Annotated in this window: 17 protein-coding genes; 7 read left to right on the plus strand and 10 right to left on the minus strand. The window is 72.4% G+C overall.

The window, feature by feature from the left end; all coding sequences use genetic code 11:
* Window position 1: 1 nt before the first annotated feature.
* Window positions 2-592: a LysR family transcriptional regulator gene (locus B086_RS41350; protein ID WP_018570576.1), complete on the minus strand. Its 591-nt coding sequence runs from the start codon at window positions 590-592 to the stop codon at window positions 2-4.
* A 221-nt stretch (window positions 593-813) separates the two neighbouring features.
* Between B086_RS41350 and B086_RS0132290 the strand changes: the two genes are divergently transcribed.
* Both B086_RS0132290 and B086_RS45765 read left to right on the plus strand, forming a co-directional pair.
* Entirely contained in the window at window positions 814-1707 is an 894-nt protein-coding gene (locus B086_RS0132290) for a ketopantoate reductase family protein (RefSeq protein ID WP_026252983.1), read from the plus strand.
* A complete protein-coding gene (locus tag B086_RS45765; protein ID WP_018570578.1) occupies window positions 1707-2657 on the plus strand; it encodes a VOC family protein in 951 nt (316 codons plus the stop codon). The genes B086_RS0132290 and B086_RS45765 overlap by 1 nt, the downstream gene beginning before the upstream one ends.
* A gap of 274 nt (window positions 2658-2931) precedes the next feature.
* Here the strand turns inward: B086_RS45765 and B086_RS0132305 are convergent, their stop codons facing one another.
* Window positions 2932-3546, minus strand: a complete 615-nt coding sequence (locus B086_RS0132305) for a TetR family transcriptional regulator (RefSeq protein WP_018570579.1) — start codon at window positions 3544-3546, stop codon at window positions 2932-2934.
* Window positions 3547-3628: 82 nt separating this feature from the next.
* Between B086_RS0132305 and B086_RS0132310 the strand changes: the two genes are divergently transcribed.
* The gene (locus B086_RS0132310) at window positions 3629-4549 is read left to right on the plus strand and encodes an NADP-dependent oxidoreductase (RefSeq protein WP_018570580.1); all 921 of its coding nucleotides are present in this window, start codon (window positions 3629-3631) and stop codon (window positions 4547-4549) included.
* A gap of 56 nt (window positions 4550-4605) precedes the next feature.
* Here the strand turns inward: B086_RS0132310 and B086_RS0132315 are convergent, their stop codons facing one another.
* A complete protein-coding gene (locus B086_RS0132315) occupies window positions 4606-6057 on the minus strand; it encodes an amidase (RefSeq protein WP_026252984.1) in 1452 nt (483 codons plus the stop codon).
* A gap of 119 nt (window positions 6058-6176) precedes the next feature.
* Here B086_RS0132315 and B086_RS0132320 point away from each other — a divergent pair, with 119 nt between their 5' ends.
* Window positions 6177-6800: a TetR/AcrR family transcriptional regulator gene (locus B086_RS0132320; RefSeq protein ID WP_026252985.1), complete on the plus strand. Its 624-nt coding sequence runs from the start codon at window positions 6177-6179 to the stop codon at window positions 6798-6800.
* 27 nt (window positions 6801-6827) lie between these two features.
* Here B086_RS0132320 and B086_RS0132325 read toward each other — a convergent pair whose 3' ends face one another.
* The 4 genes from B086_RS0132325 to B086_RS0132340 form a co-directional block, all read right to left on the minus strand.
* The gene (locus tag B086_RS0132325) at window positions 6828-7193 is read right to left on the minus strand and encodes a hypothetical protein (RefSeq protein WP_018570583.1); all 366 of its coding nucleotides are present in this window, start codon (window positions 7191-7193) and stop codon (window positions 6828-6830) included.
* A gap of 115 nt (window positions 7194-7308) precedes the next feature.
* Window positions 7309-7878 carry a cysteine hydrolase family protein gene (locus tag B086_RS0132330; RefSeq protein ID WP_018570584.1) on the minus strand — a complete coding sequence of 190 codons (570 nt, stop codon included), beginning with the start codon at window positions 7876-7878 and terminating at the stop codon, window positions 7309-7311.
* On the minus strand, window positions 7875-8135 hold the full coding sequence (locus B086_RS0132335) for a DUF397 domain-containing protein (protein ID WP_018570585.1): 261 nt from the start codon (window positions 8133-8135) through the stop codon (window positions 7875-7877). Before B086_RS0132335 ends, B086_RS0132330 begins: the two co-directional genes overlap by 4 nt.
* Window positions 8116-8943 carry a helix-turn-helix domain-containing protein gene (locus B086_RS0132340; protein ID WP_018570586.1) on the minus strand — a complete coding sequence of 276 codons (828 nt, stop codon included), beginning with the start codon at window positions 8941-8943 and terminating at the stop codon, window positions 8116-8118. The genes B086_RS0132335 and B086_RS0132340 overlap by 20 nt, the downstream gene beginning before the upstream one ends.
* 90 nt (window positions 8944-9033) lie before the next feature.
* Between B086_RS0132340 and B086_RS41360 the strand changes: the two genes are divergently transcribed.
* Window positions 9034-9480, plus strand: coding sequence for an ATP-binding protein (locus B086_RS41360; RefSeq protein WP_018570587.1), 447 nt, complete (start codon window positions 9034-9036; stop codon window positions 9478-9480).
* A gap of 53 nt (window positions 9481-9533) precedes the next feature.
* Here B086_RS41360 and B086_RS0132350 read toward each other — a convergent pair whose 3' ends face one another.
* Complete coding sequence (locus B086_RS0132350) at window positions 9534-10553, minus strand: aldo/keto reductase (protein WP_026252986.1); 1020 nt, start codon at window positions 10551-10553, stop codon at window positions 9534-9536.
* Between the two features lie 145 nt (window positions 10554-10698).
* On the opposite strand from B086_RS0132350, the gene B086_RS0132355 reads away from it, so the two are divergent.
* Complete coding sequence (locus B086_RS0132355; RefSeq protein WP_018570589.1) at window positions 10699-11313, plus strand: TetR family transcriptional regulator; 615 nt, start codon at window positions 10699-10701, stop codon at window positions 11311-11313.
* A 41-nt stretch (window positions 11314-11354) separates the two neighbouring features.
* Here B086_RS0132355 and B086_RS0132360 read toward each other — a convergent pair whose 3' ends face one another.
* Together B086_RS0132360 and B086_RS0132365 are read right to left on the minus strand one after the other, a co-directional pair.
* Window positions 11355-12869, minus strand: a complete 1515-nt coding sequence (locus B086_RS0132360) for a glycosyltransferase family 39 protein (RefSeq protein WP_037874287.1) — start codon at window positions 12867-12869, stop codon at window positions 11355-11357.
* 1 nt (window position 12870) lies between these two features.
* The gene (locus B086_RS0132365; RefSeq protein ID WP_018570591.1) at window positions 12871-15072 is read right to left on the minus strand and encodes a bifunctional glycosyltransferase 87/phosphatase PAP2 family protein; all 2202 of its coding nucleotides are present in this window, start codon (window positions 15070-15072) and stop codon (window positions 12871-12873) included.
* Between the two features lie 529 nt (window positions 15073-15601).
* On the opposite strand from B086_RS0132365, the gene proP reads away from it, so the two are divergent.
* Window positions 15602-16993 (plus strand): glycine betaine/L-proline transporter ProP, encoded by a 1392-nt coding sequence (gene proP / locus B086_RS0132370; protein WP_018570592.1) that lies wholly within the window; start codon window positions 15602-15604, stop codon window positions 16991-16993.
* The last annotated feature ends 22 nt before the right edge of the window (window positions 16994-17015 follow it).

A 17015-nucleotide genomic window follows, 5' to 3' on the forward strand; every position in this document is an offset into this window, starting at 1 on the left:
TCTACTGCTTCATGGATGAATAATCCTGGCCCGACATCGGGAAGAGAGACGGACCCCACGTACGTGCGCCGAGGCATGATAATGACCGGGGCAGGTGGACGACGGGGCGCTGCTCCACGGCTCCGCCTGCCGGCCGCAGGGTGATCCAGGCGAGGTCCACCGCGTCGGCGGCGAGCGCGTCGAAGCAACCGCGGCTGGAGGTCTCGGTCTGGAATTCGAGACTGGCTCGCGGGAAGCGCCGGCGGAAGCCGACCACGGCGGCGGCCATGAAGTGCCGGACGGTCGTGGCACCGGTGGTGACCCGTACCGATCCGCCCTCCGCGCGGGCGAGTTCCTCGATCCGGCGCACTGCCTGGTCGATGCGCCCCAGGCCCTCGGTCACCGTCGTGTGCAGCAGCCGCTCTGCCGAGGTCGGCGCAATCCCGCGCGGGTGGCGTTCGAGCAGGCTGAGTCCCCGTTCCCGCTTGAGTCGCTTCACGTGCCGGATGACGGCCGACTGTGTACAGCCCAGGTCACGGGCGGCACCGCTGAGCGAACCGGTTCGGCGGGCGGCGGCAAAGACACGGAGATCGTGGATTAGCGCGAGACCCAAGCTATTGCTTGGGTGTTTCCCAGCAAACCCGTGGATTGACTTAGGTTCCGGCAGGTTTGATCATCGTTCCGGGCCCAGGGCGGCAACCCGCCCGCTGTCTCTTCGGCGGTCCGGACGCGGTCCTGAATGCGGGCGGGTGCCGACCCACCACGGGCCCGACCGGCTGGCCGGCCCCGGCCGCCCCACCTCTCGACTCATTGATTTCCCGGACAGGAGCACACATGAGCACAAGCAGGACGACCGTGGCGGTTCTCGGCCCGGGCGGCGTCGGCGGCCTGGTCGGCGCGCTGCTCGCCCGTGCCGGACACCGCGTCGTCTGCCTGGCGGGGGAACAGACCGTTGCCGTGCTGCGCCAGGACGGGCTGCGCGTCGACAGCAACCGGTACGGGGAGTTCACCGTGGCGGTGGAGTCCGACACCGAGTTGCGCGAGCCGGTAGATGCCGTCTTCGTGACGGTCAAGCAGACCGCGCTCGCCGAGGCGCTCGACCGCATCCCGGCCGAGGTGCTCGGCACGGCGGTCGTGGTACCGCTGCTCAACGGCCTCGACCATCTCGCCGTACTCCGCGAGTGCTTCCCCTCTGCCCAGGTCGTCGCGGGCACCATCCGGGTCGAGGCCACCCGCACGGCGCCTGGCCGCATCGCCCACACCAGCCCTTTCGCCGACCTTGAACTCGCCGCCCCCCTGGATGACTTCGTGGAGCTGCTGCGACAGGCCGGTCTGGGCGTGACCGTACGCGAGGACGAGAGCGCGATGCTCTGGGACAAACTGGCCTTCCTCGCTCCGTTCGCCCTGCTGACCACCCGCCACCAGTCCGACGTCGGTGCCGTCCGTGATCGGCACCGGCTCGAGCTGCTCACCGTCCTCGACGAGATCGCGGCCGTAGCCCTCGCCGCCGGCACGCCGGTGAGCGCCGAGGGGCTGCTCTCCTTCTTCGACCGCGTCCCCGGGACGATGAGGTCCTCGATGCAGCGCGACGCCGAGGCCGGCCGTCCGCTCGAACTCGACGCCATCGGCGGAGCCGTCCTGCGCGCCGGAGCCGCCCACGGCATCGCCGTCCCGGCCACCGCCCGACTGGTCGCCGAGGTGGCGCAGTCCGCGAAACGGGTGGCCTGATGGGGCGGCCCGCCCCGGCGCGATGGTCCCGGGCCGAGGAGTTCCTGTCTGCCCGCGGCGCCGCCCGGACGGCTCATCCGGGCGGAACGCTCCTGGACCACCTGCACCGCGTCGCGCGCTTGCTCTCCGCCTGGGACGCCGACCCTGACGTCCAGCTCGCGGGGCTGTGCCACGCCGCCTACGGAACGGACGGATTCGACGGGTCGCTCCTGGGCAGCACCGAGCGCGGGGTGCTCGCCGAACTGATCGGCGATCGCGCGGAGGCCCTGGTGTACCTGTACGCAAGCTGCGACCGGGCGGCCGTCTATCCGCGCCTGGGCAACGGACTTCCGGTGGTCTTCCATGACCGCTTCACGGGCCGGGAACACACTCCGGCCGAGGCGGACGTACGCGCCATCGTGGAGATCACGGCCGCCAACGAGCTCGACGTGCTGGCCCACCACGTCGGGCTGGCCGAACGCCACGGCCCGGCCCTGTACCGCCTGTTCGCCCGCTCACGCGATCTGCTGTCCGCGCCCGCGTGGAACGCCTGCGCCGAGCATCTGGCCCGGTACGCCCCCGAGCCGGGGATCGTGATCAGCGGCCTGGACCACCTGGTGCTGACCGTCACCGACGTCGAGCGGACCACCGCCTTCTACCAGCGGGTCCTCGGCATACGGCCCGTCACCTTCGGGGAGGGGCGCCGCGCGCTGGGCTTCGGCAGCAGCAAGATCAACCTCCACCGGGCAGGCCGCGAACGCCTGCCCCACGCCGCCCGGCCCACCCCCGGCAGCGCCGACCTCTGCCTGGTCACCGAGACCCCGCAGGAACAAGTGCTGGCCCATCTGGCCGCCTGCGGGGTACCCGTGGAGAAAGGCCCGGTACCGCGCACCGGCGCCCTCGGCCCGATCCTCAGCACCTACCTGCGCGACCCGGACGGCAACCTGATCGAGATCTCCACCTACACCTGACCAAGCCCCTGGGCGGGTGAAGCTGTTGCCCCAAGCCTCCAGCCGAGAGCCGCGCGACGACGAGCGTCGTAGGTCCACTCGGCGAGCTTGGTGCCCGTGGCGGGGGCGACGCAGGTGGTACGGGTGCGGACCGGCTGAACGCCGTGGTCGCTGTCGCCGCTGTCGCTCTGTGAGGTGACCAGGCCGTAGACCGGTCGTAGGTGCGCGGCCTGTGCGAGGGATCGCGCCCTGGCGACGACGGGTCCCCGGGCGGTGGGTGCCGGAAAGTGGCCGACTACTGGGCCGCGGTCGCGCGTACGGCGGTGAGCGCCCGGCGGGCCAGGGGGCCGAAGCCCTCACCGGTGCCGGTGCCGGTGTCCGTGTCGGTGTCCGCGCCCGTTTCGGTGTCGGTGGCGGTGGCGATCCACTGGTCGTAGGCGATCTCCCAGACGAGTGCGCCCAGTTTCGCGGCCACGCGGGCGGTCGGGGGCGGGGTGCCGCGGCGGGTGAGGGCGTCGGCCATCGCGGTGGTCAGCTCGGTCCGTTTCAGGGCTTCGCGTTCCAGCAGTTCCGTGTTGGCGTTCAGGACGGCCTGGCGCCGGGCGCTGAACTCGCGGCGGTCGGCGGTGAAGAAGGTCCGGCCGAGGGTGTCGAGGGCGTGCGCCACCGTGTCGAGCGGTCCGGCCTCCGGGGGCGCCGAGGCGATCCCGTCGACGAGCAGACCGGTCAACGCGCCCCGGCCGAAGAGCACTTCGCGCTTGTCCGGGAAGTACCGGAAGAACGTGCTCTTGGTGAGCCCCGCGCGTTCCGCGATCTCGATGACGGTCGTGTTCTCGTAGCCGCGCTCCTCGAAGAGGTCGAGAGCGGCGGCGGCGAGTCGTCCTGGTGCGTCGGGTTGCCAGCGGGCCATGGGAACAGTGTACGGGACTTGGTCCCATCACCGGTGTAGGGTCGATGAGACCAAGTCCCATCACCGGTCGAGGAGATCACCGATGAGCAGAGCTGTCCGTTACCAGCGCTTCGGCGGTCCCGAAGTGCTCGAACTGCGGGAGATACCCGAGCCGCACGCCGCCCCGGGCGAGGTCCGTGTCCGGGTCACCGCCGCCGGGCTGAATCCGATGGACTGGCAGATCGCCGCACAGCCCGACATGGCCGCGCGGTTCGGCATCGCCCTGCCCGCCGGGTTCGGCAGCGACTTCGCCGGGGTGGTGGACGAGGTGGGCGCCGAGGCCACGGGGTTCGCGGTCGGCGACCGGGTGTACGGGGCCGCGATCGGGCGGTCCGTCGCCGATTTCGTGCTGGTCGAGACGCCCACGGCTCATCTGTGGCCCATCCCGGAGGGCGTCGGGGACGAGGTGGCGGCCACGCTTCCGGTGTCCGGTCTGACGGCCGCCGCCGCGCTCACCGCGGTCGGGCTGCGCGCCGGGGACACCGTCCTGATCGGCGGGGCGGCCGGTGGAGTGGGCATCTTCGCCGTGCAGTTGGCGAGGCTCGCGGGTGCCCGGGTGCTCGGCACCGCCTCCGAGGGCACCTTCGGGTTCCTGCGCGGGCTCGGCGCCGAACCCGTGGCGTACGGCCCCGGACTGGCGGACCGGGTGCGGGCGCTGGCGCCCGGGGGGATCACCGCCGCGACGGACCTGTTCGGACGGGAGGCGGCCGAGACCGCGGTCGAGCTGGGGGTGGCACCCGAGCGGATCTCCGTCGTGGCCGACGGCCCCGCCCCGCCGCCCGGTGTGCGCAGGGCGGGCGCCTACGACGCGGGTCCGGGCGACCTGGAACGGATCGCCGAGGCCGTCCGTTCCGGCGCGATCACGGTGCCGGTCGCGGCCACCTTCCCGGTCGAGCGGATCCGCGAAGCCGTGACGACACAGGCCGGGCGGCACGTCCACGGCAAGATCGTGATCACGCTGTGAACAGGCGATGTTCCGCATGAAGTGCCGTGTCCGCTCCATGCCCGGCGGCGCGTTCCTCAGCGGGGAGGGCGGTTCCCGGCCCATACCGTGGGGGTCCGGCCCGACCACGGACTCGCCTGTTCGAGCTGGCCGGCGAGGCGGAAGAGCAGGCTCTCGCGGCCGTATCCGGCGGCGAACTGCATTCCCAGCGGGAGCCCCGTCCCGGCATCGGCCGTCACCGGTACGGACATGGCGGGTGTGCCCGCCACGTTGAACGGCAGGGTGAACGGCGACAGGTCGGTGATGCGCTCGATCCAGCCGAGGCCGTCCAGCGCCTCCGCGCCCTCGGTGTGCGCGCCCAGAGGCAAGGGGGGTTCCGGCAGGGTCGGTGTGAGGAGGACGTCGTACGCGTCGAAGCACCGCGCCAGGCTCCGGGACACCCGGTTGCGCATCGCGAGAGCGGTGAGGAACTGCGCGCCGCCGATCCGCTGCCCGTAGTGGTAGCCGGCCAGGGTCACCGGCTCCAGGGTCGAGGAGTCGACGGGGCGGCCGAAGGCGGCGGCCAGCTCGTCGACCAGGGCGGTGAGGTTCACCGTCATGAGCCGGGCGTTGGCGAGGACGAACTCCTCCCAGTCGGCGCCGAGGCCGACCTCGGCCTCCTCCACCCGGTGACCGAGGGATTCGAGCAGCCGCACGGTGCGGGAGAGGGCGTCGGCCACCGGTGCGGTGGTGCGGCGCCCGCCCCACGCCTGGGCGAGGACACCGATGCGCAACGAGCCCGGAGGACGGGTGACTTCCTGCGCGTACGGCCGTGACGGCTGCGCGGCGAAGTAGGGGTCGCCCGGTTCCGGGCCGCGCATCTGGTCGAGCAGTACGGCGCTGTCGCGTACGGTGCGGCTGACGCCGCCCTGCACGGCCAGGCCGCTGAAGACCTCGTCGAGGGCGGGCCCCATGGACACCCGGCCACGGGTGGGTTTGATCCCGAAGAGGCCGTTGTGGGCGGCGGGGATGCGGAGCGACCCGGCGGCGTCGGTGCCATGGGCGACCGGGACCACCCCCGCGGCGACGGCGGCGGCAGCGCCTCCGCTGGAGCCGCCCGCGCTCCGCTCCGGGTCCCACGGGTTACGGGTCGCGCCGTACAACGCCGATTCCGTCGAGATGCCGTAGGCCAGCTCCGGTGTCGCGGTGCGCCCGAACGTCACGAGACCGGCGCGGCGGAAGCGCCGCATCAGCGAGGAGTCGGAGGCGGCGACGTTACCGGCCGCCAGGCGGCTTCCCAGCTCCGTCCGGCGGCCCGCCATGGCCACCGCCATGTCCTTGATCAGAAAGGGGACGCCGGCCAGGGCCGCGCCGCCGGGGACGGGTTCGTCGTCGGACGGCCAGGTCTCCACGACGGCGTTGATCCGCGGATCGACCGTCCGCACCGCCTCACGTGCGGCCGCCTCCAGCTCGGCGGGAAGCACCTCGCCCCCGGCCACCAGCTCCGCCAGCCCGACCGCGTCGAAGCTCACGTACTCGGAAACTCTCACTGCCACTCCCTGCCGCGAACGATACCGATGAGTCTTGGACGATACCCTACGGTATCGAAGGGGGCCGACTGGTACCGTGGAGGGGTTGCGAGCCCCACGATCGGAGTGACGGAGCAGTCATGGCATCGAGCCTCAGCAGGCCCGGCAGAGTGGCGAAGCTGCCGCCGCGTGAGCGCATCCTCGACGCGGCCGAGGAGCTCTTCCAGAGGGAGGGGATCCGGCAGGTGGGGGTCCAGGCGATCGCCGACAGGGCCGAGACCACCAAAATGGCGATCTACCGGCACTTCGAGACCAAGGACGCGCTGGTCGCGGAGTGGCTGCGGATCGTCGCCGCCGATTATCAGGCGGCCTTCGACCGTGTGGAGGCCGCCTACCCGGACCGGCCCGAGGAGCAGATCCTGGGCCTGGCCCGCTTCATCGCGGAGGGGCTCCCGGCGATCTCGTACCGGGGCTGCCCGTTCATCAACTCCCTCGCCGAGCTGCCCGACCGGCTGCACCCGGCCCGGCAGGTGATCGAGGAGCACAAGGCCCACCAGACCCGCAGGCTGATCGCCATGTGCGCCGACGCCCGGATGCCCGATCCCGAACAAGCCGCGGCCGAGATCACGTTCGCGCTCGAAGGGGCGCAGGTCAGCACGCAGAACGGAAGCATCGACCGGGCGGGGGACCGCCTGATGAAGATCGTCGAGGGAATCGTGGCACGGCACCGCTCCGACGTCGGCGCGTACAGGGCGGCCGACTGACCGCCCGTGCGGGCCGCGCGGCCACGGTCAATTCCCTAGGTACTGGTGGCTTCCGCCGCCGGGGACAACATGGACGCCCCCGTCCCGGACCTGCCACTCGACCAGTCCTTCGACTTCGTGCGTCAGCATGAAGAGCCCTTGCATCTTCGGGAAGTCTTCATGCTCGGCGGGAAGGGCGGCCATCTCCGTCAGCTGATCCAGGAGCCAGGAAACGCTCTCTTCCCGGACGTCACCACCGTAGAAAACGTACGACGTCCAATTGAACCGCCGTACCGGAAATCCCCAGCCGCCGGAATAGTGCTCATCGGTGTTGCCCGCGATGATTTTCTTCAGTGCCGCGAGCTGGGAACCATCGCATTCCAGCCATCCTCGCACCGACACATAGACCGCCATGACCCACCCACCTCGTCAGTCCCTGACCCGGCCGGCCCAGGCGGACGGGGAGAAGGGGGCGGACCTCGTGGTGTCGAGGTCCGTTCTCGCCCTGGAGGCCGGGTTCAGTCCGCCGTCACTTTCCGGGCGGGGTGCTCTCGAAGTCGACCGAGTCCGTCTGGACCGTGCCCGCTGTGCGGCCCGGGGCCTGCTGGTAAGTCCAGTAGAGGTTGGTGTGGGCGATCACCTGGGGGACCGGTGGGGCGCCCCAGGCCGTCTTGTCGCCTGCCGTGTGGGCGTCGGCGACCAGGATCGTGTCGTAGCCGCGGACGAATGCGCCGTGCAGCGTGGAGCGGATGCACGCGTCCGTCTCCGCGCCCGCCACCAGGAGCCGTCCGACGCCCAGGTCCGACAGGACGCCCTCCAGCGTGGTGTCCTCGAAGGAGTCCCCGTAGTTCTTGTGGACGAGCGCCTCGCCCTCCGCCGGGACCAGTTCCGGGACGATCCGCCAGCCGTCACTGCCCTTCGCCAGCCCGTCGTCCGCGTGCTGCACCCACACCACCGGTACGTCCGCCCGCCGGGCGCGCTCCACCAGCGTCGCGATGTTCCCCACCACCGCGTCCCGCTCGTGCGCCCCGTCCACCACGTCCACCTGAACGTCCACCACCAGCAGCGCGGTCCCGGGGCGGTTCTCCAGCGTCGTCACCGCTCCCGCGCCTCCGCCGCCCAGCCCACGAAGCCAGCGAACGTTCCCGGGCGGAACGTCAGCATCGGTCCGCCGGACACCTTGGAGTCCCGTACGGCCACGGAGGCGCAGGGGGTGTCCGCCACCTCGACACACTGGCCGTTCTGGTCGCCGCTGTACGTCGACTTGCGCCAGGCCAGGGGCCCGAGCGGCGCGCACTCCACGCACTCGCCGCCCTGGTCGCTGCTGTAGCTGGACTTACGCCAGTTGCTCTCCATAGCGGTCCTCCATCACTCGCCGGATCAGCTCCGCCGAGTCCCTGAGGGACAGCGCGGCGGCCCGGAGGTGATCGTAACGGAGCGAGCAGTCCGCAACGGTGTCTGGATTCGCTGTCGGATGCCCGCTGCCATAGCTCTCCGTGTACACAACGGTCGGGTCGCTCTGGAAGCGGTAGACGTCGAACGAGCCTTGAAGTCCGGCATGCGCTCCGGCTTCGTACGGGAGGATCTGCACGTTGATCCGGGGCGTGGACTCGAATGTCAAGAGGTGCGCGAGTTGGCCCTTCATGGTCTCTGCCCCGCCGATCTCCTGGTGGAGAACAGCCTCACTCAGGACAGCCCAGAACACTGGCGGGGCCTTCTTCTTGAAGACTCGTTGGCGCGCCAGTCGCGCAGCGGCTCGGCCGTCGACGTCGTCCTGATCGAGCGCACCGAGCACCGCACTTGCGTAGTCCTTCGTCTGAAGGAGGCCAAGCACCATGTGCGTCTGGAAGGAGCAGATCTCCACAGCCCGCAACTCCAGCTCGGCCACTTGCTGGAACCACGCCGGAAGCTGGCTGCGCATCACCAACTCGACCAGCCGCGACAGCAGTCCACCCGTGCCGAGGGCGGCGTCCACGCGTTCGCTGAACTCCGCCGTGGGCAGCTTCCTCGCCGTCTCCACCTGACCCACCAGCGAGCCCGTGTAGTTGACGATCTCACCCAGTTGACGTTGCGTCAGGTTCGCGGTCTCGCGGAGGCGGCGCAGCTCGAAGCCGTAGTAGTCGAGCGGCGAGGCCCCGGGGTCGAGGACGTTGATGTTGGTCACGCGGGGTCCCCTTTCCTCGGACTGCCCACGGGCAGACCCGTTGTATCCAGGCAATAGCCCAGAGTAGTGACCACAGGTCAGTCTCGTACCGTGAACGACTACTTCCCCTCCGTTCTGGCAGGCCCCCGCCCTGCCCAGTACCGCCTGATCCTCACCGCCGGTGAGCACTCGGCGGGTCATATCCGTCGTATCGTCCGCTCGCACCTGGCCGAATGGGGCCTTGCCGAGCTGACCGACGCCGTGGAACTGGGCGTGACCGAGCTGGTCGCGAACGTCGTACGGCATGTCCCGGACCGCCACTGCACGCTGGTGCTGCTGCAACAGGAGGCCGGGGTCCGGGTGGAGGTCACGGACGGTTCGTCCGAGCTGCCCGTGGCCCCGGCCGAGGTGCCCTGGGAGGCGGAGAGCGGGCGCGGGCTGCTGCTGCTCGACGCCGTGGCCGACAAGTGGGGTGTGGACCGCTGGAGGCAGGGCGGCAAGACCGTGTGGTTCGAGTGCGGCACCGCGCCTCGCCGTCCGGGCCGGGTCAGCGGCTGAACCGCCGGCTCCGCGCGCCCGGACGGGGTCCGCCCGTCCGGTGCCGCGGCCGGTCAGCGGCGGCGCAGGGCCGCGTCCAGCAGGGCGGGCGGCGTGTCGAACTTCTCCTGCGGGGCGAGGTCGGTGCCGGGCGCGACGATCCCGTCGACCGCGTCGAGGACGTCGGCGGGAAGCACCGTGTCGGCGGCGGCGAGCTGGGCGCGCAGGTGGTCCAGGGTGCGCGGGCCGATGAGGGCGCAGGTCACGGCCGGGTGGGCGGTGACGAAGCCGAGGGCGAGCTGGATCATGGTGAGCCCGGCGTCTTCGGCGACCTTCGCGAGCCGTTCGACGGCGTCCATCCGGGCGCGGTTGGCGGGAACGGTCAGGTCGAAGCGCTCGGGCAGGATGCGGGCGCGGTGGTTGGTGAGGTCGCGGTCCGCGCGGACGGCGCCCGAGAGCCAGCCCGAGGCCAGCGGCGACCAGACCAGTACGCCCATGCCGTACTCCTGCGTGACGGGCAGGACATGGGCCTCGGCGCCGCGCTGGAGCAGGGAGTAGCCGGGCTGCTCGGTGGCGTAGCCGCTCAGTCGGTGCTCGCGGGCCGCCCACCGGGCCTGCACGATGCGGTGGGCCGGGAAGGTGGAGGAGCCGAACGCGCGGATCTTCCCGGCGCGTTGCAGGTCGGTCAGGGCGGACAGGGTCTCCTCGTCGCCGGTGGCCGGGTCCCAGCGGTGGATCTGGTAGAGGTCGACGTGGTCGACGCCGAGGCGGCGCAGGCTGGCGTCGAGCGCGGTGACCAGCCAACGGCGGGAGGCGCCGCGGTGGTTGCGCTCCTCGCTCATCGGCAGGCCCGCCTTGGTGGCGAGCACGATGTCGTCGCGGCGGCCGGCGATCGCCCTGCCGACCATCTCCTCGGACTCTCCGGTGCCGTACATGTCGGCGGTGTCGATGAGGTTGATCCCGGCGTCGAGCGCGGTGTCGACCAGGGCGGTGGCCTCCTCCTGCGTGGTACGGCCGATGCGGCCGAAGTTCATGGCGCCGAGCGCGAGGGTGCTGACCTGTACGCCGGTGCGGCCCAGGGTGCGGTACTGCATGCGGATGCTCTCCAGGGAACGGGGGCAGGGCTGGCCGACGGGCCGCCGCTCTGCCATGATGAGCAAACGGAACGCTGCTCCGTTAACGACACGACGACGATACGGAACAACGCTCCGGTTTGGCAACGGCGACCGCGGTGGAGTCATGGCGGGAAGGGACATACGCACGGTGAGTGAGAGCGACGGAGGCGCGAGGAGCGCGTCCCGGGCCAGGCGGGCGGACGCCCTGCGCAACCAGCAGACCCTGCTCGACGCCGCCGCCGCGGTCTTCGTCACCTCGGGCGTGGAGGCGCCGGTCCGGGACATCGCGGCCAGGGCCGGGGTCGGCATGGGCACCATCTACCGGCACTTCCCGACCCGCGCCGACCTCGTCGTCGCCGTCTACCGGCACCAGGTCGAAGCCTGCGCCGAGGCCGGACCCGCGCTGCTGGCCGAGAGCGCGAGCCCGCACGCCGCACTGGGCCGCTGGATCGACCTCTTCGTCGACTTCCTGGTCACCAAGCACGGCCTCGCCGCCGCGCTCCAGTCCGACGACGCGGGCTTCCGCACCCTGCACGCGTACTTCCTCGACCGGCTGCTGCCCGTCTGCGCCGAACTGCTCGGCGCCGCGGCCGAGGCGGGCGAGACCAGCCCGGACGTGACCGCCTACGAGCTGATGCGCGGGGTCGGCAACCTCTGCATCGGCGCGGAGAACGACCCGGAGTACGACGCGCGCCGCCTCGCGCAGCGCCTCGTCGCGGGACTGCGCCGGGAGCCGTGAGCGGCAATCCCGCCGCCGCTCCGCTCCGCTCAGCGGTGCCCTCAGCGCGCGCAGCGGCCGGGGCGGGCGTAGCGCAGGATCTGCGCGCCGTGCACATGGACGCGCGCGCAGACCTCGAACTGCCGGTGCAGCACGTCCCGTTTGACGGCCTCCTGGGGGTACGGGTCCAGGGGCTGCCCCGGCGGGTCGGCGAGGGCGACGATCCCGTCGGCCGCCAGGATGCGCCGCCGGATCTCCGCGGCGGGCAGCTCGGTGCCCTGGAGGGTGGCCGAGGCCGCCGGCGACCCGGCCAGGGCCAGATCGTCCAGGCGGGCGTAGAGCCCGGGGCGGGACAGCAGCCACTCGCGGCGCCGGGCGGGCAGGAACAGCACCCCGTCCCCGGGCCGCGCCAGCCGCCGCACCTCCCGGGCGACGGCGACCACGTCGTCCTTGCGGCTCTGCGGTGAGCGCACCGCCAGCGACCAGGGCAGCAGCACGGCCACCGCCGCCACGGCGGCCAGGCACGCCACCGGCACCCGGACCGCCCGGCGCCACCGGGCGCGCCCGGCGACCGCGCGGTCCAGGGCGGCGCCCGCCAGCAGTGCGGCGCCCGTCATCCCGTAGATGACGTACCGGTCCACGTACCAGGGCTTCACCAGCGACACCGTCATCAGCAGCCCGGCGGGCAGGACCGCGAGCCCCAGCCCGAGCCATACGAGCGTCACCCGGCCGCGCGCCGCATCGCCCGTCCCGGGCGCGCCCGCCTCGTCCGGCTCGTTCCGCAGCAGCCACCGCGCCAGCAGCGCGCAGACCGCCGCGACGGCCGCGTACTGGAACCACAGGGCGGGGCTCGGGCGGCCCAGCCAGCCCAGTTGGTCCTCGGCCTGACGGGCGCTCAGCACGGCCAGCAGCAGCAGGGCGGCGAGGACGGCGGCCGAGGCGAGCGCCCAGCGGCGCCAGGTACGGCGCGGCGCGCCGAGCCGCCACAGGGTCAGGGCGTACGCGGTGAGCGCCAGGGCGGCGAACTCGTGCAGCCAGCAGGCGAGGGCCAGCAGCACCGCGTACCCGGCCCACCAGCGGCGGCCCGGCGCATCCAGGCCGCGCAGGAAGAGGTACGTGGCCCAGGTGACCGCCGCCGTGACCAGCGCGTACGAGCGGCCCTCCTGCGCGTACTGCTGGGTCACCGGCAGCACGGCGAAGACCGTACCGGCGAGCACGCCCGCACGGCGGCCCGCGAGGCGGGCGCCGATCACCCCGACGCCCGCCGCCGCCAGCGCCGTCGCCAGGACCGAGGGCAGGCGCAGCGCGAGCAGACCGCCGTCCCACAGCGCGAACACGGCGTGCATGAGCAGGTAGTAGAGGCCGTGCACGGCGTCGATGTGGCCCAGCAGCCGCCCGAGGTCCCCCAGGGAGCGGTGGGCCACCTGATGGGTGACGGACTCGTCGCGCCACATGCTGTCCCGCCGCCCGATCCCCCACAGACCGAGGGCGAGCGCCAGGACGGCGGGCAGGGCGGCGGGCGCGACTGCGGGCAGAGCGGCCCGCACCGTCGTGCGTGGCGAGGCCGTACGCGTCATCTCAGCGCGCCGCCGGTGCGGGTCTGGGGCCACCCGGGTCGGTGTCGGTATCGGTGCCCGCGCCCGTGCTGGTGCCCGCGCCCGTGGCCTGGGACGGGATGGTGGCCGAGCCCGCACCGGCGGACGGGGGCACTGCGACGGACAGGACCGCCCCCGCGGCCGAGGCCGCGCCGGAGTCCGGGACCGGGGCGGCCTTCCGGAGTTCCGGCGGGCGGGTCCCGGAAGTCCGCGCGCGGGGGCCCGACAGCAGATAGGTCACCGTGAAGCCCGTGGCGACCACGGTGGCGCCGCCGACCGCGTCCAGTACCCAGTGGTTGGCGGTGCCGATGATCGCGGAGACGGTGAACAGGGGGTGCAGCAGGCCGAGGGCCTTCATCCACCAGCGCGGTGCCACCACGGCGATCACCACCCCGCACCACAGGGCCCAGCCGAAGTGCAGGGACGGCATCGCCGCGTACGGGTTGGTGAGCGCGGTCAGGGCGCCGTACTCCGGTTTGGAGAAGTCCTGCACGCCGTGCACGGTGTCGATGAAGCCGAAGCCCGGCATGAGGCGGGGCGGGGCCAGCGGGTAGAGCCAGAAGCCGACCAGGGCGAGCAGGGTGGCCACGCCCAGCGCGGTGCGCGCCCACCGGTAGTCGGCCGGGCGCCGCAGGTAGAGCACGCCGAGGACGGTCAGCGGCAGAACGAAGTGGAACGTCTCGTAGTAGTAGCTGAGGAAGTGGTCGAGCCGGGGCAGCCGGACCATGGTGTGGTTGGCCCAGTGCTCTATGTCGAGGTGCAGGAAGTGCTCCAGGGAGTGCACCTGGCGGCCGTGGTGCTCGGCGGTGGCGCGGTCGCCGCGCGCGACCACCCGGACCTGGGAGTAGGCGGCGTAGGTGACGCGGATCAGGAGCAGTTCGAGCAGGAGGTTGGGGCGGGTGAGCACCCGGCGCAGGAACGGCACGAGCGGGACGTGGCGCAGCCGGGCGGGCACCGGGTCCGCGTAGCGGGTGGGGACCGGGGTGCGGTAGTGCGCGTCGGTCCGGGACAGGAACGGCACGGCGGTGGCCGCCGCCAGGGCCGCCAGCAGGACGAGGTTGTCGCGCAGCGGGTTCAGGACCGCCATCTGGGGCAGCATCGCCCGCGCGGGCAGCGTCAGCACCAGCACCACGGCGACCGGCCACACGTACCGGTCGGAGGCGCGCCGCCCGGCCCGGCCCGCGACCGCGAGCAGCACCCACAGGAGCTGGTGCTGCCAGGCGGTGGGCGAGACGGCGATCACGGCGCAGCCGGTGACGGCGACCGCCAGCAGGAGCTGTCCGTCACGGGCGTAGCGGACCGCCCGGCGCAGGGCGAGGGCGGCGACGGCGGCGGCCAGGGCCAGGAACAGCGCGATCTCCAGCGGGCCGGTCAGCCCGAAGCGCAGCAGGGCGCCGTGCAGGGACTGGTTGGCGCGGGCGTCGGCCGGTCCGCCGAGGCCGGTGCCCGCGCAGTGGCGGATCCAGTACACGGCGGAGTCGTGCGGCATGGCCGCCCAGGCGAGGGCGGTGCCCGTGGCGAAGGTGGCGCCGGTCGCGGCGGCGGCCCGTCTGCGTCCGGTGCACCACAGCAGCGGCGCGAACAGCAGCGTGGTCGGCTGGAGCGCGGCGGCGAGTCCGACGAGGAGCCCGCCGGTGCGCTCGCCGCGCACGGCGAAGAGGCCGAGCAGCACCAGCAGCACCGGCAGCACACCGGTCTGGCCGAGCCAGAACGCGTTGCGCACCGGCAGGGACAGCATGAGCAGGCTGATCGCGACGGGCGCGGCCAGCAGCGCGGTACGGCGCCCGGCCGGCTGGGGCAGCGCGCGGGCGGCGACCAGGCCGAGGGCGACGACCAGCAGCAGCGTGCCGAAGATCCAGCTCCAGCCGAGGGCCCGCTCGGCGGCGTTGGTCAGCGGTTTGAGGACGAGGCCGCTGAAGGGGGTGCCGGTGAAGCTGGCCGTCTCGTACAGGGAGCCCTTGACGTGCAGGACGCCGTGCGGTCCCACCCAGGTCTCCAGGTCCGTCAGCCGGTCCCCGCGCGGGGTGGCGAGGACGACGGCCACCTGCCGTATCGCGAGGAGCCCGGCGATCAGCCACAGGCCCAGCCGGGCCGCTCTCAGACGTCCTCCGGCGGGCGGTGCGGCCGCCGCCGCACCGCCCCCGAAGGCCGCCACCGGTCCGCCGCTGTGCTTCGCATCCGCCACGCCTCGTCGGCCTCCCGCCCCACTCGTCCCGCGCGCTCGCGAATCCGCGTGCCGCGTCCCGTGCGCCGGGACGTCTGCCTGTCCCGGTACGAACCCTTACGAACCCTATGAGGCGCGCGGCACCGCCACGGAAGCCCCCGTGCGGCGCCGCCCCCTCCCCGGAAGACGCCCCGGGACCGGGTTCCACCTGTCTCCGGACCCCCGCGTACCCCGTCGTACGGCGCGACAAGGATCACAACGCGGAACCGTTCCGGGTGTCCGGAAGCGGGCATACGTGCCTGCGTATCGCCCATTTGAGTGCTCTACGCATCGACCTGCTTACACCACGCAAGGGGAGCAAGCGGTCGTATGGTCGATTTCTGGCCCACCGCGACCGTCGCTTTCCAGCCACGCCACGCGGGGGCCGCTTTCGGTCCGCACCCCGTGCGGACCGGTGCCGGACCGCCGCGCGCGGACCGGCCGGACCCGCCGACAGCGCCGCCGCGTGGGTCGTGTCCCTGCCCCCGTCGAAAGGTAGGCGAGCGAAGCCTTGTCGGCTGCCACCGTCACCGCGCCCCCTCCCGTCACTCTCACCAAGAACCGCTCCGACGCCACGGTCACCGACCCGGCGCTCGTGCGGCGGGCCGTGAAGGCCGCCGCACTGGGCAACGCGATGGAATGGTTCGACTTCGGTGTCTACAGCTACATCGCGGTGACCCTGGGCAAGGTCTTCTTCCCCTCCGGCAACCCCACGGCCCAGCTGCTCTCCACCTTCGGCGCCTTCGCCGCGGCCTTCCTGGTGCGTCCGCTGGGCGGCATGGTCTTCGGCCCGCTCGGCGACCGCGTCGGACGGCAGAAGGTGCTGGCCGTCACCATGATCATGATGGCCGCGGGCACCTTCGCCATCGGCCTGATCCCGTCGTACGCCACGATCGGCGTCGGCGCCCCGATCCTGCTGCTGGCGGCCCGTCTGGTGCAGGGCTTCTCCACCGGCGGCGAGTACGCGGGCGCCTCCACCTTCATCGCCGAGTACGCCCCCGACCGGCGCCGCGGCTTCCTCGGGAGCTGGCTGGAGTTCGGCACGCTCGCCGGGTACATCGGCGGCGCGGGCCTGGTCACGCTGATGACCGCGCTGCTGTCCTCGGAGGACCTGGTCTCCTGGGGCTGGCGGATCCCGTTCCTGATCGCGGGCCCGATGGGCATCATCGGCCTGTATCTGCGGATGCGCCTGGAGGAGACCCCGGCGTTCGCCGCCGAGGTCGAGAAGTCCGAATCCAGCCGTCCGAAGGTGCCGCTGCGCGAGATGGTCGCGGGCCAGTGGAAGGCGCTGCTGCTGTGCATGGGCCTGGTGCTGGTCTTCAACGTCACCGACTACATGCTGCTGTCGTACATGCCCAGCTATCTGACCAGTGAGCTGAAGTACGACGAGACGCACGGGCTGCTGGTCGTGCTGGCCGTGATGGCGCTGATGATGATCGTCCAGCCGTTCGCCGGGGCGCTCACCGACCGGATCGGCCGCCGCCCGGTGATCGCGGCGGGCTGCGCGGGCTTCCTGCTGCTGTCCGTCCCCGCGCTGCTGCTGATCCGCCAGGGCAGCCTGCTCGCCATCGGTCTGGGCATGGGCGCGCTCGGTCTGCTCCTGGTCTGCTTCACCTCGGCGATGCCGTCCGCGCTGCCCGCGCTGTTCCCGACCCGGGTGCGCTACGGCTCCCTGTCGATCGGCTTCAACATCTCCGTGTCGCTGTTCGGCGGCACCACCCCGCTGGTGGTCACGGCCCTGATCGGCGCGACCGGCAACATGATGATGCCCGCCTACTACATGATGGCGGCGTCGCTGATCGGCGGTGTGGCGGTGTGGTTCATGGCGGAGTCCGCCGGGCGCCCGCTGCCGGGTTCGCCGCCCTCCGTGGAGTCGTGCGTGCAGTCGCGCGTGGAGTCGTGAGCGCCGGGGCCGCGATTCGCTG

This window comes from Streptomyces sp. PsTaAH-124 (assembly GCF_000373685.1).
GTDB classification, from domain to species: domain Bacteria; phylum Actinomycetota; class Actinomycetes; order Streptomycetales; family Streptomycetaceae; genus Streptomyces; species Streptomyces andamanensis.

Coding starts and splice junctions, on each gene's coding strand:
- B086_RS0132290 (WP_026252983.1), top strand. CDS start 814: ATGAGCACAAGCAGGACGACCGTGGCGGTTCTCGGCCCGGGCGGCGTC.
- B086_RS0132320 (WP_026252985.1), top strand. CDS start 6,177: ATGGCATCGAGCCTCAGCAGGCCCGGCAGAGTGGCGAAGCTGCCGCCG.
- B086_RS0132360 (WP_037874287.1), bottom strand. CDS start 12,869: ATGACGCGTACGGCCTCGCCACGCACGACGGTGCGGGCCGCTCTGCCC.
- B086_RS0132355 (WP_018570589.1), top strand. CDS start 10,699: ATGGCGGGAAGGGACATACGCACGGTGAGTGAGAGCGACGGAGGCGCG.
- B086_RS0132310 (WP_018570580.1), top strand. CDS start 3,629: ATGAGCAGAGCTGTCCGTTACCAGCGCTTCGGCGGTCCCGAAGTGCTC.
- B086_RS0132350 (WP_026252986.1), bottom strand. CDS start 10,553: ATGCAGTACCGCACCCTGGGCCGCACCGGCGTACAGGTCAGCACCCTC.
- B086_RS45765 (WP_018570578.1), top strand. CDS start 1,707: ATGGGGCGGCCCGCCCCGGCGCGATGGTCCCGGGCCGAGGAGTTCCTG.
- B086_RS0132305 (WP_018570579.1), bottom strand. CDS start 3,546: ATGGCCCGCTGGCAACCCGACGCACCAGGACGACTCGCCGCCGCCGCT.
- B086_RS0132335 (WP_018570585.1), bottom strand. CDS start 8,135: ATGGAGAGCAACTGGCGTAAGTCCAGCTACAGCAGCGACCAGGGCGGC.
- B086_RS0132325 (WP_018570583.1), bottom strand. CDS start 7,193: ATGGCGGTCTATGTGTCGGTGCGAGGATGGCTGGAATGCGATGGTTCC.